Consider the following 16,173-nt stretch of genomic DNA (forward strand, 5'->3'; position numbering starts at 1 on the left):
TTTTAGTATTATATAATAATACTAGATAACTTTTACTAAAAATTATTTTTAATGGAGTTTAAAGTGCGTATTTTTTCTGAATATCATAAAGATATTGTGAATCAAAAATTAGAGAATGTTCGAAATAATATACAGTGTTCTTTTGAGTTTTTTCCACCAAAAAGTTCTTCTTTAGAAGAAAATTTATGGATTTCAGTTAAACATCTTACTCGATTAAGACCAAAATTTTTTTCTGTAACTTATGGTGCAAATTCTGGTGAACGTGAAAAAACATATGATATTGTAAAAAAGATATATGAAAAAACAGGTGTTATTACAGCAGCTCATTTAACTTGTGTTAATTCTACATCTGATGAATTAAAAAAAATAGCACAGAATTATTGGAAGAATGGTATTAAAAGTATTGTTGCACTAAGAGGTGATACTCTAAATAAAAATTATAAGCATACTATATATGCTTTAGATTTAGTTGTTTTATTAAAAAAAGTTGCTGATTTTGATATTTCTGTAGCAGCTTATCCTGAATGTCATCCAGAATCAAAAAATTCTAAATTAGATATTCTTAATTTAAAAAAAAAGATTGATGCTGGCGCAAATAGAGCAATTACTCAATTTTTTTTTAATATTGAAAGTTATTTACGTTTTCGAGAAAATTGTATTAAAAATAGAATAAATGTTGAAATCATACCAGGTATTTTGCCTGTTTGTAACTTTAGTCAATTGCAACGTTTTTCAAATATGACTAATGTTCAAATTCCTAAATGGATGTTTGAAATGTTTCATGGTCTAGATCATGATATATTTACACAAAAGATTGTAGGTTCTAGTATAGCTATAGATATGGTGAATAAATTATCTTCTGAAGGAGTAAAAAACTTTCATTTTTACACCTTGAATCAGTCTGACATTACTTATTCTGTTTGTCATATTTTAGGTTTATAAAGATTTTAATTTAATAACAAAATTTATGTATTAATTTATTAATGATTTTTTTAGTAGGACGGATAAAACTATGCGATAAATATTCATCTGGTTGATGCGCTTGTTCAATAGAACCCGGTCCTAGTATTAAAGTAGGTGCAATTTTTTCAAGAAAAGGAGCTTCTGTACAGTAATTTTCTGATGTACTATTTAATTGACATAATTTTTCCAATATTTGAATAGTGTTATCTTTATAAGAACATTTGTAAGCAGGAACAGAAGAAAAAAGTTTTTTTATAAAAATTCGATTGGACCATTTTTTTATAATTTTTTCTAATTTTTCTTTAATTAAAATTTCAATTTGTGTTAAAGTCAGCCCTGGTATAGGACGTATTTCAAAATTTAATGTACACAAAGAACAAATGCGATTAATTGCATCACCTCCATGTATAGCAGACAAATTCATAGTTGGATATGGAATAGAAAAATCTTGATGTCGATATTTTCTTTTAAAATGTTTTTGTAAAATTAATAAAGATTTAATGATATGATACATGATTTCAATACTATTAACACCATTATCCGGATTACTAGAATGTCCAGTATTCCCTAATACTTCAATTGAATAAGATACATGTCCCTTATGCGCATTTATTAATTTTAAAGATGTTGGTTCTCCAATTATTATACAATCCGGTTTAATAATGGTGGATTTTATAAAATGTTTAACTCCAGACATATCTGTTTCTTCATTGGCAGTGGCAAGAATATAAATTGGTTTAGTTATTTTTTTTATATTTATAGTAGAGATTACATCTAATATAAAAGCAAAAAAACCTTTCATATCTACTGTTCCTAATCCATAAAATCTATTATCAGCTTCAGTTAATGTGAAAGGATCTTTTGTCCATGCGTTTTCATCAAAATCTACAGTATCTGAATGTCCAGATAATAAAAGTCCCCCGTTTCCTGAACCAATACAGGCTAACATGTTAAATTTATTAGTGTGTGGAATTTGATAATTGTTTATTGAAAAATCTAAATCAGAGAAATAATTAGATAATAAATCAATAAAATTTTTATTACTTTGATCAATAAGTTTATTATTACTGCTAATTGTAGGAATTTTAATTAGTGACTTATAAACTTGAATAAAAGAAGGTATCTTTCTCGTCATAAAAATTTTCTTGAAAAGTATAATATTTTTAAAATTTAAAGTATTTTATTCATAAATAGATAATTGATCAATATATTAATAATATAAAATATTTTTTTATAAAATTTTAGTGCATTATTTGATCTATAAATGATAGTTTTTTTTGCAAAGGTTTATTAATTTTATGTTAAATGTATTAATCATTGGTGCTAGTGGATACGCTGGTGCAGAATTAGTCAACTATATGAATCGTCATACATTTGCTAATGTAAAAAAAATATTTGTTTCAAAAAATAGTCTAGATCTAGGAAAATTATTTTCGGAAGTACATCAACAATTTAAAAATATTATAGATTTGCGATTTGAAGCCATAAGCAATTCTAACTGTATTAAAAAAAATATTGATGCTGTTTTTTTAGCAACAGACCATAGTGTCAGTCATTCTCTTGTTCCTTTTTTTTTATCTTCTGGTTGTATTGTTTTTGATCTTTCTGCTGCTTACAGAATAAAAAAAAGCAAAGTATATCTAAGTTATTATGGCTTTGTTCATCAATATAAAGAACTTTTAAAAAAATCTGTTTATGGATTGGCAGAATGGAAAGAAAAAAAAATTAAAAAAGCAAATCTCATTGCAGTACCTGGATGCTATGCAACTTGTATTCAATTAGCATTAAAACCTCTAATTGAAGAAGATGTTCTTTGCAATAAAAATATGCCAATTATCAATGCTGTTAGTGGTGTTAGTGGAGCAGGTAGAAAAGCTAATTTAAATAATAGTTTTTGTGAAGTAAGTTTGCAACCATATAATATTTTTACTCACCGTCACAATCCTGAAATTGTAGAACAATTAGGAATTCCGGTAATTTTTATTCCACATTTAGGTTCTTTTTCTAGAGGTATAATCGCTACTATTACATGTAAATTAAAATCTAATATTAAATCAATTGATATATATAATATTTTTCATAAATTTTATAAAAATAAACCATTAATTCGCATGTATAAAAAATTTTTACCGAGTATTAGATCAGTTGAAAAACAACCATTTTGTGATATTGGATTTATAATAAAAGATAACTATATAGTAATTGTGACAGCAGAAGATAATTTATTAAAGGGTGCTGCTGCTCAAGCAGTGCAGTGTTTTAACATTCGTTTTGGTTTTTCTGAAACAGAATCAATTATTTAATGAATTATGAGGTATTTATGACAAATCCTTTGGTTATTAAATTAGGTGGAGTTCTTTTAGAAAGCGATGATGCTATGATGCGTTTATTTGAAGCTCTAGTTGATTATCAAAAATTTTATAAACGTCATGTTTTGATAATTCATGGAGGAGGTCGTTTAATTGATGATCTAATGAAAAAACTTTCTCTACCAGTTAAAAAGAAAAATGGTTTGCGTATTACTCCATCTGAACATATTAATATTATTACAGGTGCATTAGCTGGTACTGCTAATAAAACTTTACTTGCATGGGCGTTAAAATATAATATAAATGCAGTTGGATTATGCTTAGCTGATGGAAAAAGTATTTCTGTAGAAAAGCTAGATGAAGATTTAGGTCATGTTGGAAAAGCAATGCCAGGATCACCGTTTTTCTTAAAAAAACTCTGTAAAGAAGGTATTTTACCAATTATTAGTTCGATAGGAATTACTAATGACGGTTTATTAATGAATGTGAATGCTGATTTGGCAGCAACAGCCTTAGCAACTACTTTGGAAGCCGATTTAATTTTATTATCTGATATAAGTTCAATATTAGATGGAAAAGGACAAAGAATTAGAGAAATTAATAGTATTCAAGCTAAACGATTAATTTCACAAGGTATTATTACTAATGGTATGATTGTCAAAGTAAACGCAGCTTTAGAAGCAGCACGAGTTTTAAATCGTTCTGTAGATATAGCGAGCTGGCAGAATACTAAAGAACTAAAATTATTATTTAATGGTATAAATATTGGTACTCGAGTTTCTATTTAATTGTATCATCAATATATTAGGTTTAAACATGATTAGAAAAAAAAATAACACAGTTGTTTTAGCATACTCTGGTGGTTTGGATACTTCAGCAATTATCCCCTGGCTTAAAGAAAATTATAATTTTGAAGTTGTTGCTTTTGTAGCCGATATAGGACAGTCAAAAAAAGATTTGAATGGAATTGAAAAAAAATCATTGGAATCTGGTGCGTCTAGTTGTCATGTTTTCGATTTAAAAGAGGAATTTATAGAGAATTATGTCTATCCTGTTTTAAAAACAGGTGCTTTATATGAAGGTAATTATTTATTAGGAACAGCAATAGCTAGGCCTATCATTGCAAAAAAACAAGTGGAATTAGCATTAAATATTGGAGCAAATTCATTATGTCATGGTGCTACAGGGAAAGGCAATGATCAAGTGCGATTTGAAATGGCTTATGCAGCATTGGCTCCAGATTTAAATGTAATTGCTCCCTGGCGAGAATGGAATCTTGATTCAAGAGAATCGTTATTAAAATATTTACACGAAAGAAATATTCCCATAACGGCAACATTGGAAAAAATATATAGTAGAGATGAAAATTCTTGGCATATTTCTACAGAAGGAGGTTTACTTGAAAATCCTTGGAATCAATCGAATGAGGATTGTTGGAATTGGACAGTAGATCCTGAAGATGCTCCAGAAAAACCTGAATATATTTTATTAGCATTGAAAGAAGGTTGTGTAGTATCTGTTAATAATAAACAATTAAATCCATTAAAATGTGTTGAAGAATTAAATAATTTAGGTTCTAAACATGGTATTGGTAGAATTGACATTGTTGAAAATAGATTAATTGGCATGAAATCTAGAGGATGCTATGAAACACCTGGAGGTACTATTATTACAACAGCTATAAAAGCAATCGAACAATTAGTATTAGATCGTGAAAGTTTTCAATGGAGAGAAAAAATAGGATTAGAAATGTCATCTATTGTTTATGATGGACGTTGGTTTTCTCCAATACGTAAGTCTTTGCAGGCTGCCGCTGATTCTTTATCATCAGAAATTACTGGAGAAGTTATGTTAAAATTATATAAGGGTAGTGTAACAGCTGTTCAGAAAAGTTCTCCTAATTCATTATATTCTGAAGAATATGCTACTTTTGGTAAAGATCAAGTTTATAAACAATCTGATGCAGATGGATTTGTGCGTCTTTTTTCTCTTTCTTCAAGAATACGCGCACAAAATCAATTAAAATAGTTTTTTTTGAAAAATTTAAAAATACATTTATAAAACATTACATTTAGTTTTTTATAGAGACAATATATGGCACTTTGGGGTGGACGGTTCATTAATGAATCTCATAAATTATTTAAAGAATTCAATACATCTTTATCTTTTGATAATGTTTTGGTAGAAGAAGATATAATTGCTTCAATTGCTTGGTCTAAAGTTTTAATGAAAATTAAGGTTATTACTGAAAAAGAGCAAACAACAATAGAATCTGCACTTCTCGAATTATTAATGGAAATTAAAAATCATACTAAAAATATTCTTGCAAGTAATTGTGAAGATATTCATAGTTGGGTGGAAGAAAATCTTATTAATAAAATTGGTCAATTAGGTAAAAAATTACATACTGGTCGCAGTAGAAATGATCAAATTACAACTGATTTAAAGTTATGGTGTAGAAATAAAATATATCTTTTACTAAAAAATCTTATTGAACTACAAAAAAATTTTATTTTAAATGCTGAATTTAATCATGATGTTATCATGCCAGGATATACCCATTTACAGCGAGCTCAACCTATTACTTTTTCCTATTGGTGTTTAGCTTATGTTGAAATGTTAAGACGAGATGTTAGTCGCTTGAAAGATGTGCTAAAAAGATTAAATACTAGTCCTCTTGGATCTGGTGCTTTATCTGGAACAGCATGGAAAATTAATCGTGAAGAACTGGCTTCATCTATGGGATTTGATTCTGCAACTAATAACGCACTTGATAGTGTGTCTGATCGCGATTATGTTATTGAATTATTATCATCTGCATCAATTAGCATGATACACCTATCACGTTTTTCTGAAGATATGATTTTTTTTAATTCTGGTGAAGCTAACTTTATTGAATTGTCTGACTCCATTACTTCAGGTTCCTCATTAATGCCTCAAAAAAAAAATCCAGATGCATTAGAACTTATTCGTGCTAAATGTGGTCGTGTTCATGGTGCATTAATGTCTATTTTAGTCGTATTGAAATCTCTTCCTTTATCTTATAATAAAGATATGCAGGAAGATAAAGAGGGTTTGTTTGATTCAATAAAAACATGGAATGATTGTGTATGCATGGCGATTTTAGTTTTAAAAAATATGAAAATTAAATATGAATCATGTCGTAAAGCTGCAGAAGAAGGATATTCTAATGCAACAGAGATTGCAGATTATTTAGTAAAAAAAGGAGTTGCTTTTCGTGAAGCACATAACATATCTGGTCAATTGGTGCTTCGAGCAATTAGTGAAAAAAAATCTTTAAATGATTTAGAATTATCTGTATTTCAAAATTATAGTAAGCTTATTAAAGATGATATATATAAGCATATCACTTTAGAATCTTGTCTAGATAAGAGATCATCTAAAGGTGGTGTAGCACCCTCTCAGGTTTATGAAGAAATTATAAAAGCAAAAAAAAGATTGAATATTTTTTAACATATTTTTTAATTAATATTTATTAACTAGCATTTAAAAATTATTTAAATGCTAAGTTAATAACTGTGTAAAATATAAAATCTAGGAAATATAATTCATGCAGGATCTAGTGTTTTTTATTAGCGAACATATTATACTTTTCAGTATATGGTTTTTTTGTCTTATTGGAGTAGTTTTTTTTCTTGCCAAAAATATATTTTTAAAATATAAAATAATTAACAATTTTCAAGCAATAAAATTAATTAATCAGGAGAAAGCAATTGTAATTGATACTCGTTCTTCAAAACATTTTAAAGAAGGACATATTGTTAATTCGATTAATATTCCATTACAAAATATTTTTTCAGGAAACATTAAAGAAATAAAAATATATAAATTTTCCCCTATTATTCTTGTTTTGAACGAAACATATGGAGATAATAAGTGTATTAATGAATTTTTAAAACATGGATTTAAGAATATTTATATCTTAAAAAATGGTATATATTATTGGAATATAGATCATCTTCCACTTGTTACTGAAGATAAATAATTTGAATAAGTAAAAAATAATTTTTTTAATGAATAAATAAATACAATTATAAAAATATCAATTCATACATGTTTATTATTTTTTTTGGAAGTGTTATGTCAGAAGAAAAAAAAAAAGAATTATTTGAAATTCAGCGTATTTATATAAAAGATGCTTCTTTTGAAGCGCCGAATACACCAAATATTTTTTATATTGATTGGATACCTACTATTAAATTAAATTTAAATACTAGTGCTAATAAAATAAAAAAAAATATTTTTGAAATTGTTTTAAAAGTAAATCTTATAGCAAAGATTAAAGAAGAATTAGTTTTTTTATGTGATATAGATCAAGCTGGTATTTTTTTTATTGCAAATTTAAGTGAGAAAAGATTAAATCATTGTTTATATTCCTATTGTCCAAATATTTTATTTCCTTATGCTCGTGCATGTATATCTAATTTAATATCTCATGGTAGTTTTCCTCAGATAAATCTTGCACCTATTAATTTTGATGCTCTTTATAATAATCATATTAAATTAGAAAAAGAAATATAAAAAAACAATAATTATAGCTCTATTCTTCTTTACAAAAAAAGAATTTTTAATTTTAAAAATATTACAAATATTTTATAGGAGAAAATTATGTGTGTGTTAGAAATATCAAGAATATGGAAAAAAATACTCTATGAAGTTTCTTTATCATTAAAAAAAGAACCTTTTTTGTCAGATTTTTATCAAAATAGCATACTTCAGCATCAAAATTTTTTTAGTTCTTTAAGTTATATCTTAGCAAATAAATTATCTACATCTATTATTTCTGAAAAAAAAATAAAAAATGTATTTGATGAAATATATTTAAATAATCCTTCTATATTAAATGTAGTAGTACAAGATATTAAAGCTGTATTGCAGCGGGATCCAGCAGTAAATGATTACTTGACACCTTTACTTTATTTTAAAGGTTTTCATGCATTAGAAGCTTATAGAATAAGTCATCATCTTTGGAATACAAGAAAAAAATCATTATCTATATATCTGCAAAGTAGGATATCTTCTGAATTTTCAGTTGATATCCATCCAGCTGCATATATTGGATCTGGTGTAATGCTTGATCATGCAACTGGCATTGTTATTGGAGAAAGTGTAACTATCGAAAATGATGTTTCAATTTTTCATTCAGTAACTTTAGGAGGAACTGGAAAAAATTTTGGTAAAAATAGACATCCTACTATTCGAAAAGGAGTTATTATAGGTGCTGGGGCGAAAATTTTAGGGAATATTGAAGTAGGTTTAGGAGCAAAAATAGGGGCTGGTTCAATAGTTTTAAAAAACGTTCCTTCATATGTAACAGTTGTTGGAGTGCCAGCAAAAATTGTGAATCAATTAGATAGTGAAAAATATTTTTCTCGAGAAGAAAAAAATAATTTACAGAGTATAAATAGATTTCAATATGGAGACGGTATTTAATTTTTATTTATATAAAATAAAAACTTCTGTTTTATTTAAAAAAAACTATAGTAGATATACTAATATTAGTACAGAAGCTTTATTTTATATTAAATTTTCTGTTTTAATCGTCTAAAAAACTACGCAATACTTCTGATCTACTTGGATGACGTAGTTTTCTTAGTGCTTTTGCTTCTATTTGACGTATTCTTTCTCGAGTAACATCAAATTGTTTTCCAACTTCTTCTAGAGTATGATCAGTATTCATATCTATCCCAAAACGCATACGCAGTACTTTTGCCTCACGAGCTGTTAGACCTGACAAGACATCATGTGTTGCTGAACGTAAACTTTCAGAAGTAGCAGAATCTAATGGTAATTCTAAGGTAGTATCCTCAATAAAATCACCTAAATGTGAATCATCATCATCTCCAATAGGAGTTTCCATTGATATCGGTTCTTTAGCTATTTTTAATACTTTTCTAATTTTATCTTCAGGAATTAGCATTTTTTCAGATAATTCTTCTGGAGTTGGTTCTCGACCTATTTCTTGTAACATTTGTCTGGAAATACGATTGAGTTTATTAATTGTTTCAATCATGTGTACTGGAATACGAATAGTACGAGCTTGATCGGCAATAGAACGCGTAATTGCTTGTCGAATCCACCAAGTAGCATAAGTTGAAAACTTATAACCACGACGATATTCAAATTTATCTACAGCTTTCATTAGACCAATATTTCCTTCTTGAATTAAATCTAAGAATTGTAGTCCTCTATTTGTATATTTTTTGGCAATAGAAATAACTAATCTTAAATTAGCTTCTACCATTTCTTTTTTTGCTCGTCTAGCTTTTGATTCTCCAATAGACATTCTTTTATTGATATCTTTTACTTGTTCAATTGTCAAACCAGTTTCTTCTTCTATTTTAATTAATTTTTTTATACTAATAAAAACATCTTCTTTGACTTTTTTTAAGTTTTCAGACCATGGTTGATTTGTGTTTTGTTCTTTTATAAACCAAAAATTATTAATCTTTTTTACTGGAAAAACTTTAATAAAATTTTTTTTAGGCATTTTACAAATTTCGACGCATAATTTTATAATAATTCTTTCTTCTGTACGAACCCTTTCCATCATATCTCGCATATTATTAACTAAATGATCAAATTGTTTTGGAACTAATCGGAACTGTTTAAATACTTCTGAAAGATTGTAAATTTCTAATAATGAGTCTTTATGTGTTCTGTTTTTATTTTTAATTGTATTATTTGTGTTATTATATTGAACGCGTAACTCAGCAAATTTCTCATTCGCTAATTCTGGATCTATACTGTGATCATCTTCATGATCTTCTTGATTGTCTTCTTCATCTTCATCGTTACTTTGTTCTTCATCTAAAAGTTCAGAACCTATATGAATAGCACTAGGAGAAAAAATTTCTTCTGCATTTGGATCTACAAAACCTGTTATTATATCAGATAATCGCATCTGACCAGTTTTAACACGATCATATTGTTCAAGAAGATATGTAATGGCTTCTGGATATTCTGAAACAGAGCATTGGACTTGATTTATACCTTCTTCAATACGTTTAGCTATATCAATTTCTCCTTCTCGTGTAAGCAATTCAACAGTGCCCATTTCTCTCATATACATCCGAACGGGATCGGTAGTTCTTCCTAATTCGGATTCTACACTAGATAGAACTTGTGTTGCTGCTTCAACTGCATCTTCATCTGTATCTGTGTTTATTTCATTCAATATTAGATCATCAGCATCAGGTGCTTCTTCAACCACTGGAATGCCCATATCATTAATCATCTGAATGATATCATCGATTTGTTCAGAATCAATAATATCTTCTGGTAGATGATCGTTAACTTCAGAATAGGTTAAATACCCTTGCTCCTTACCATGTGTTATAAGTAGCTTAAGTTGCGACTGTGGGTTTTGATCCATAATACGATATCCATATTTTATTGATTTGATGAATATTAATTGACTATTTTGTCAATAATGAATAATAATAAAATTATTTCAAATGTTTAATTATATTAAAAAGCAATTTAAATTATAAAATTATTAATATATGTATTTTATTTTGTGTGTTTTATTAAAATTAATACTATTTTTTAGATAATGCTTTATTGATAGACCAGATCTCTTTTTTTTCATTTATATTCAATCCTTGTGTTCTTTCTTTTGCAATAAGATACTCCTGTCTTTTTTCAAGAATTTTATCATATATATTCATTAATAAGTCTAAAAACATATTTTGAATTTCTTCTGGGATTATCATAAGATCCCATCTTGATAAAAGTTTTAAAATATTAATTATTTTAGTATTTCTGTATAACTCTAATAATTGACCAGTATTAATATTGGGATTGTCGAGACATGTTTGTAATATTTCTAAAAAAATAGGTAATCCTTTTATTTGCAGATTTTGTAATTTATGTTTTGAAGGTGCTAGTTTTGCTAAACTAGGATTTTGTAAAAGTAGTCCTATTAAAGTACGCATTGGAGTACGTTTTATTTGAAAATATGGTTTTTGAGTTTTTTTGATTTCTTTTTCATATAAAAATTTTTCAAATTGATTATCATCTAAAATTCCTATCATTCTAGCTAATATTTGACGCAAATAAATTCTTATCGTATCACTAGAAATAGTATTTATTAAAGGTAAAGCACGTACGCTTAAATGAAATTTGTCATCTTTTGATGATAAATTTATGTTTTTTAATATATTTTTAAAAAAAAATTTTGACATAGTAATAGCATTTTCGATACGTTTTTGAAATTTTTGTCTGCCTTCTTTTCTGATAATTGTATCAGGATCTTCATTGTCAGGTAACAAGATAAATTTTAGTGTTTTTTTATCTGATATGTATGGTAATGCTTTTTTTAAAGTTTGCCAGGCTGCATTTTTTCCTGCATCATCACCATCATAGCAGTATATAATTGTATCGGTATGTTGAAAAAGAAGCTGAATGTGTTCGCTTGTTGTTGCAGTACCTAATGTAGAAACTACATAATTTATATTATATTGTGTTAATGTTATAACATCAATATATCCTTCAACAACTAATAGATATGAAGGTTTTAAACACTTTTTTTTAACTTGATACAATCCATAAATTTGCTTTCTTTTGTGGAAAATATCTGTTTCAGGTGAATTGAGATATTTTGGTGAAATGTTATCTAACGCACGGCCTCCAAAACCTACAATTCTACCATGATGATCTTGTATAGGAAATATTATACGTCCTTGAAATCGATCATATATATATCCTTTTTTATTAATAGAAAGAATATTTTGATTTAATAACTCTTGCTCAAATTCTTTGCTGATATTTAGTTTTTTATAAAAATTACTCCACTTTAAGTCAGAAAATCCAATTAAAAAAAAATCAATCATATTTTTATTAATATTTCTTTTAGCTAGATATTTATTAGCTAAATTATTAAAATTGATGTATTTTTTATAAAATACGCCTATTTTTTTCATTAATAGATACAATTTTTGTTTTTTTAAATAAAAACTGTTTTGTATTGTATTTTCAAATGGTATTGTTATACCGTGGAGTATAGACAGTTCTTCAATGCTTTCTATAAAACTTAAATGTTCATATTGCATTAAAAAATCAATTGCATTACCATGCGCATTGCATCCAAAGCAATAGTAAAATTGCTTTTCATAGCTTACTGTAAAAGATGGAGTTTTATCATGATGAAAAGGACAGTTAATTTGATAATTCTTACCATTTTTTTTTAATGTTAGACGTGTATTGATCAATTCTACAATATTAGTTCGAAATAATAGTTCATTAATAAAATATTTAGGTATTTTCCTAGACATATAAGTTTGTAGCTATAGATTTTTTCCGTTCTTTAAGAAGAACGGCTTTTTTTAGTTATTTTATTTTTGAAAATATATTTAGTACATACGAATACGTCGTGCATTTTCTCGTGTAAGTTTTTTAGCAAGACGTTTGACAGCTGAAGCTTTAGCTCTTTTACGTTCAGTGGTTGGTTTTTCATAAAATTCTCTTCGACGAATTTCTGCTAAAATACCAGCTTTTTCACAAGACCGTTTAAAACGGCGAAGTGCTACATCAAATGGTTCATTTTCACGTACTTTTATTATTGGCATTCAATATTTACCTCAATTATTGACTTTATCGTAATGAAAAATTATAGAAATTTATTTAAGATAATAGATCCTATATCAATCAGTGTTATATTGTAAAGCATCATTTTTTTGTTTTTAATATGCTTTTAATAATATTTTTTAAAATTAATTTATTTAGATTAACATTAATTTAAAATTGCTGTGAAACGTATTTTTTCTTATTTTAAAACTTTAATATATAGGTATAAATTAATGAGGATATTAGGTATTGAAACTTCTTGTGATGATACAGGTATAGCTGTTTATGACAGTAAAGAAGGATTATTGATTAATGAAATATATAGTCAGAAAAAATTACATAATATGTATGGAGGTATTATTCCCGAACTGGCATCTCGAGAACATATGACAGCAATTGTTTTTTTATTGGAAAAAATATTTAGAAAAAAGAATATTGCTAAAAGTATTGATATAATTGCTTATACTGCTGGTCCTGGTTTAGTCGGTTCGTTGTTAGTAGGTGCTACATTTGCATGCTCATTGGGATTATCTTTAAATATACCAGTTCTGCCAGTTCATCATATGGAAGCCCATTTGTTATCACCAATGTTGGATTTTAAATCAATCAAGTTTCCATTTATTACATTATTAGTATCAGGTAAACATACGCAAATAATTGGTGCTCACAGACTTGGTGAATATGAAATACTTGGAAATTGTTTAGATGATGCTGCTGGTGAAGCATTTGATAAGACAGCAAAATTACTAGGATTAAAATATCCAGGAGGTTTTGAACTATCTAAATTAGCATGCAAGGGAATCAAAGATTCTTTTTGTTTTCCTCGACCTATGATATATCATTCTGATTTGAATTTTAGTTTTTCGGGTTTAAAAACCTTTGCTGCTCAAACAATCAAGAAATGCGATCAAAGTATACAAGAAAAAGCTAATATTGCAAGAGCTTTTGAAGATGCAGTAATTGATATATTATTAATTAAAACTAAAAAAGCATTAAAGAAAAAAAAATGGAATCGTTTAGTTATAGCAGGTGGTGTTAGTGCGAACTATAAATTACGTAAAAAGTCTGAAAAAATGGTTAAAAAATATTTTAGTGGAACCGTTTTTTATTCTCGTTTAGAATTTTGTACAGATAACGGAGCTATGATTGCATATCTTGGTTCATTACGTTCAAAAGAGGCACAGAAACCTCAATTAGAAATATTAGTCAAACCAAAATGGTCTATAAGTGATTTATCTTTTTAATGTATGAAATTAAGTCTTTGATAGTCAATACTTGCATTTTTTGATTTTCAGAAAATTTTATCACTTCAGGTGTACGAGCCATAGTTCCATCTTTATTAGTTAGTTCGCAAATAACTCCTGCTGGTTTAAAGCCGGCTAAAGAAACGATTTCGATAGCAGCTTCTGTATGTCCTGCTCTTGATAAAATTCCACCTTGATGAGCTCTTAAAGGAAAAACATGACCTGGTCTATTTAAATCTCTAGGTTGAGCATTATCAGCAATAGCGGTTTTTATAGTAGTCAGTCTGTCTTGAGCTGACACACCAGTAGAAATACCTTGTGAAGCCTCTATTGTTACTGTAAATCCAGTACGGTATGTACTAGTGTTTTTTTCAACCATCATAGGTAAATCTAGTTTTTTTCTTTTATCTTCAGTTATACAGAGGCATACTATCCCGCTACCATATCGAATAGTTAAAGCCATTTGTTCTACTGTCATATTTTCACATGCAAAAACGAGATCTCCTTCGTTTTCACGTTTTTCATCATCTAATATAATAACGCCTTGACCAGATTGCAAAGCAATTATTGCTTTCTGAATTCGTTCTATAGGTGTTCCAAATTTAGATAGAAGTATTTCATTCATTATACAAATCTTAATAAGGTTAAATTATTCAACAAGAAATTAGTTTGATTGATATTAAATTAGTTAAATTTTTTTTATTATTAAAATTTTTTATAAAATCAAAGATCAATATATTATATATTGAATTAGATCTAAGAGCAATGTAGAAATTTTTATTTTAAACAAGATTTTTAATTTTTTATGAAAACTTATTAAAAATAATATTGTAATATCAGGTTTTATTATGATTAATTATTTCACGAATTTTTTAAAATAAAAAAATCTTATAAAAATTAAATAAAATTTTTTTTATTGATGATTTAAAACAAAATTTAATTCATTAATACTTAATGTTTCAGTGCCAATTTTTTTTATTACTATGCTAGCTCCAATATTAGCATAAAAACATGCTTCTTCTAAAGAATATCCCGAAGATAAAGACGCTGCAATTATAGAAATGACAGTATCTCCTGCACCAGTTACATCAGAAGCTGTTTTAGATATAGCAGGAAAATGTATTGGTTTTTTATGTGTTTGAAATAAAGTCATGCCATGTTTAGAACGCGTAACTAATAATGCCGATAAATTCAGTTCAGATAATAATTTTATTCCTCTTTGCAAAATTTCATTTTCTCTATAACATTTTCCAACTATCTTTTCAAATTCAGAAAGATTAGGTGTCAATAAACTAGCACCTGAATATTTTTTAAAATCCATACCTTTTGGATCTATTAGTATTGGAATTGACATTTTTTTTGCAAAACTAATTATTTTTTTTATATTTACTAGAGTGCCTTTAGCATAATCTGATAGTACTAAAATTTTGAAATAGGATAATGAATTTATAATTTTTTGATGTAATAAATTAATTTTTTCAGAAATGTATTTTTCTTGAAAATCTACTCGAATTAATTGTTTTTTTTCTGATAAAATTCTTATTTTAGTAATAGTTTTATTTTTTTTTATAGAAATTAAATCACAATCTATTCTAACATGGTTCATAAGCTTTTTTAATGTTAATCCTTCATTATCCATACCAATAAAACCAATTATTTTAGAATGACCTCCAATTTCTGCAATATTTTTAGCTACATTTGCAGCACCTCCCGGTTGTTCTTTAACTTCATGAATCGGTACAATAGGCGTTAATTGTTCAGACAACATATAATGGTTTTTACTATACCAATAACAATCGAGTATAATATCACCAACTACTAGAACAAGAGAATTGTTAAAATTAATTAATTTTTTTTTCATGATATTATCTCTATAAGTTTAAATAATTTTAAAATATTAAATATTCACTATTTTTTATCAAATAAATATTATTAACTATAAAATTAATAAGATGTTTTTTTATATATTATATAAAATATTATTACAAGATTTAATTATTGAAAATAATAAATAAATTTTTATATAAAAAAATTTTATTTTTCTATTATAGAATAGAATTTTATTTTTA

At 26.8% G+C, this 16,173-nt stretch carries 15 protein-coding genes; 9 read left to right on the forward strand and 6 right to left on the reverse strand.

Going from position 1 to position 16,173, the window contains the following annotated elements:
* The first annotated feature begins 51 nt into the window (after positions 1-51).
* Entirely contained in the window at positions 52-942 is an 891-nt protein-coding gene (gene metF / locus BAKON_RS00240; RefSeq protein ID WP_430393310.1) for a methylenetetrahydrofolate reductase, read from the forward strand.
* A 10-nt stretch (positions 943-952) separates the two neighbouring features.
* On the opposite strand, the gene argE is transcribed toward metF, so the two are convergent.
* Positions 953-2,098 (reverse strand): acetylornithine deacetylase, encoded by a 1,146-nt coding sequence (gene argE, locus BAKON_RS00245; RefSeq protein ID WP_014499216.1) that lies wholly within the window; start codon positions 2,096-2,098, stop codon positions 953-955.
* A 163-nt stretch (positions 2,099-2,261) separates the two neighbouring features.
* Between argE and argC the strand changes: the two genes are divergently transcribed.
* From argC to cysE, 7 genes are all read left to right on the forward strand, one after another.
* Positions 2,262-3,266 carry an N-acetyl-gamma-glutamyl-phosphate reductase gene (argC, locus tag BAKON_RS00250; RefSeq protein ID WP_014499217.1) on the forward strand — a complete coding sequence of 335 codons (1,005 nt, stop codon included), beginning with the start codon at positions 2,262-2,264 and terminating at the stop codon, positions 3,264-3,266.
* A 17-nt stretch (positions 3,267-3,283) separates the two neighbouring features.
* A complete protein-coding gene (gene argB, locus BAKON_RS00255) occupies positions 3,284-4,060 on the forward strand; it encodes an acetylglutamate kinase (RefSeq protein WP_014499218.1) in 777 nt (258 codons plus the stop codon).
* A gap of 28 nt (positions 4,061-4,088) precedes the next feature.
* Positions 4,089-5,300 (forward strand): argininosuccinate synthase, encoded by a 1,212-nt coding sequence (locus BAKON_RS00260; RefSeq protein ID WP_014499219.1) that lies wholly within the window; start codon positions 4,089-4,091, stop codon positions 5,298-5,300.
* A 66-nt stretch (positions 5,301-5,366) separates the two neighbouring features.
* Positions 5,367-6,746, forward strand: coding sequence for an argininosuccinate lyase (gene argH, locus BAKON_RS00265; protein WP_014499220.1), 1,380 nt, complete (start codon positions 5,367-5,369; stop codon positions 6,744-6,746).
* 97 nt (positions 6,747-6,843) lie between these two features.
* Positions 6,844-7,278 (forward strand): rhodanese-like domain-containing protein, encoded by a 435-nt coding sequence (locus BAKON_RS00270; RefSeq protein WP_014499221.1) that lies wholly within the window; start codon positions 6,844-6,846, stop codon positions 7,276-7,278.
* A 95-nt stretch (positions 7,279-7,373) separates the two neighbouring features.
* Positions 7,374-7,814, forward strand: coding sequence for a protein-export chaperone SecB (gene secB, locus BAKON_RS00275; protein ID WP_014499222.1), 441 nt, complete (start codon positions 7,374-7,376; stop codon positions 7,812-7,814).
* Between the two features lie 87 nt (positions 7,815-7,901).
* Complete coding sequence (gene cysE / locus BAKON_RS00280) at positions 7,902-8,726, forward strand: serine O-acetyltransferase (protein WP_014499223.1); 825 nt, start codon at positions 7,902-7,904, stop codon at positions 8,724-8,726.
* Between the two features lie 103 nt (positions 8,727-8,829).
* On the opposite strand, the gene rpoD is transcribed toward cysE, so the two are convergent.
* The 3 genes from rpoD to rpsU form a co-directional block, all read right to left on the reverse strand.
* Positions 8,830-10,668 carry an RNA polymerase sigma factor RpoD gene (rpoD, locus tag BAKON_RS00285; protein ID WP_014499224.1) on the reverse strand — a complete coding sequence of 613 codons (1,839 nt, stop codon included), beginning with the start codon at positions 10,666-10,668 and terminating at the stop codon, positions 8,830-8,832.
* Between the two features lie 166 nt (positions 10,669-10,834).
* Entirely contained in the window at positions 10,835-12,568 is a 1,734-nt protein-coding gene (gene dnaG / locus BAKON_RS00290) for a DNA primase (protein ID WP_014499225.1), read from the reverse strand.
* Positions 12,569-12,646: 78 nt separating this feature from the next.
* Positions 12,647-12,862 carry a 30S ribosomal protein S21 gene (gene rpsU, locus BAKON_RS00295; RefSeq protein ID WP_009874014.1) on the reverse strand — a complete coding sequence of 72 codons (216 nt, stop codon included), beginning with the start codon at positions 12,860-12,862 and terminating at the stop codon, positions 12,647-12,649.
* Positions 12,863-13,093: 231 nt separating this feature from the next.
* Here rpsU and tsaD point away from each other — a divergent pair, with 231 nt between their 5' ends.
* A complete protein-coding gene (gene tsaD / locus BAKON_RS00300; protein ID WP_014499226.1) occupies positions 13,094-14,104 on the forward strand; it encodes a tRNA (adenosine(37)-N6)-threonylcarbamoyltransferase complex transferase subunit TsaD in 1,011 nt (336 codons plus the stop codon).
* Here the strand turns inward: tsaD and ribB are convergent.
* Positions 14,082-14,729: a 3,4-dihydroxy-2-butanone-4-phosphate synthase gene (gene ribB, locus BAKON_RS00305; RefSeq protein ID WP_014499227.1), complete on the reverse strand. Its 648-nt coding sequence runs from the start codon at positions 14,727-14,729 to the stop codon at positions 14,082-14,084. The genes tsaD and ribB overlap by 23 nt on opposite strands.
* Before the next feature lie 288 nt (positions 14,730-15,017).
* Positions 15,018-15,965, reverse strand: a complete 948-nt coding sequence (rfaE1, locus tag BAKON_RS00310; protein WP_014499228.1) for a D-glycero-beta-D-manno-heptose-7-phosphate kinase — start codon at positions 15,963-15,965, stop codon at positions 15,018-15,020.
* Between the last annotated feature and the right edge of the window lie 208 nt (positions 15,966-16,173).

Source organism: Buchnera aphidicola str. Ak (Acyrthosiphon kondoi) (assembly GCF_000225445.1).
Taxonomy (GTDB): Bacteria; Pseudomonadota; Gammaproteobacteria; order Enterobacterales; family Enterobacteriaceae; genus Buchnera; species Buchnera aphidicola_A.

Coding starts and splice junctions, on each gene's coding strand:
- metF (WP_430393310.1), top strand. CDS start 52: ATGGAGTTTAAAGTGCGTATTTTTTCTGAATATCATAAAGATATTGTG.
- argE (WP_014499216.1), bottom strand. CDS start 2,098: ATGACGAGAAAGATACCTTCTTTTATTCAAGTTTATAAGTCACTAATT.
- argC (WP_014499217.1), top strand. CDS start 2,262: ATGTTAAATGTATTAATCATTGGTGCTAGTGGATACGCTGGTGCAGAA.
- argB (WP_014499218.1), top strand. CDS start 3,284: ATGACAAATCCTTTGGTTATTAAATTAGGTGGAGTTCTTTTAGAAAGC.
- BAKON_RS00260 (WP_014499219.1), top strand. CDS start 4,089: ATGATTAGAAAAAAAAATAACACAGTTGTTTTAGCATACTCTGGTGGT.
- argH (WP_014499220.1), top strand. CDS start 5,367: ATGGCACTTTGGGGTGGACGGTTCATTAATGAATCTCATAAATTATTT.
- BAKON_RS00270 (WP_014499221.1), top strand. CDS start 6,844: ATGCAGGATCTAGTGTTTTTTATTAGCGAACATATTATACTTTTCAGT.
- secB (WP_014499222.1), top strand. CDS start 7,374: ATGTCAGAAGAAAAAAAAAAAGAATTATTTGAAATTCAGCGTATTTAT.
- cysE (WP_014499223.1), top strand. CDS start 7,902: ATGTGTGTGTTAGAAATATCAAGAATATGGAAAAAAATACTCTATGAA.
- rpoD (WP_014499224.1), bottom strand. CDS start 10,668: ATGGATCAAAACCCACAGTCGCAACTTAAGCTACTTATAACACATGGT.
- dnaG (WP_014499225.1), bottom strand. CDS start 12,568: ATGTCTAGGAAAATACCTAAATATTTTATTAATGAACTATTATTTCGA.
- rpsU (WP_009874014.1), bottom strand. CDS start 12,862: ATGCCAATAATAAAAGTACGTGAAAATGAACCATTTGATGTAGCACTT.
- tsaD (WP_014499226.1), top strand. CDS start 13,094: ATGAGGATATTAGGTATTGAAACTTCTTGTGATGATACAGGTATAGCT.
- ribB (WP_014499227.1), bottom strand. CDS start 14,729: ATGAATGAAATACTTCTATCTAAATTTGGAACACCTATAGAACGAATT.
- rfaE1 (WP_014499228.1), bottom strand. CDS start 15,965: ATGAAAAAAAAATTAATTAATTTTAACAATTCTCTTGTTCTAGTAGTT.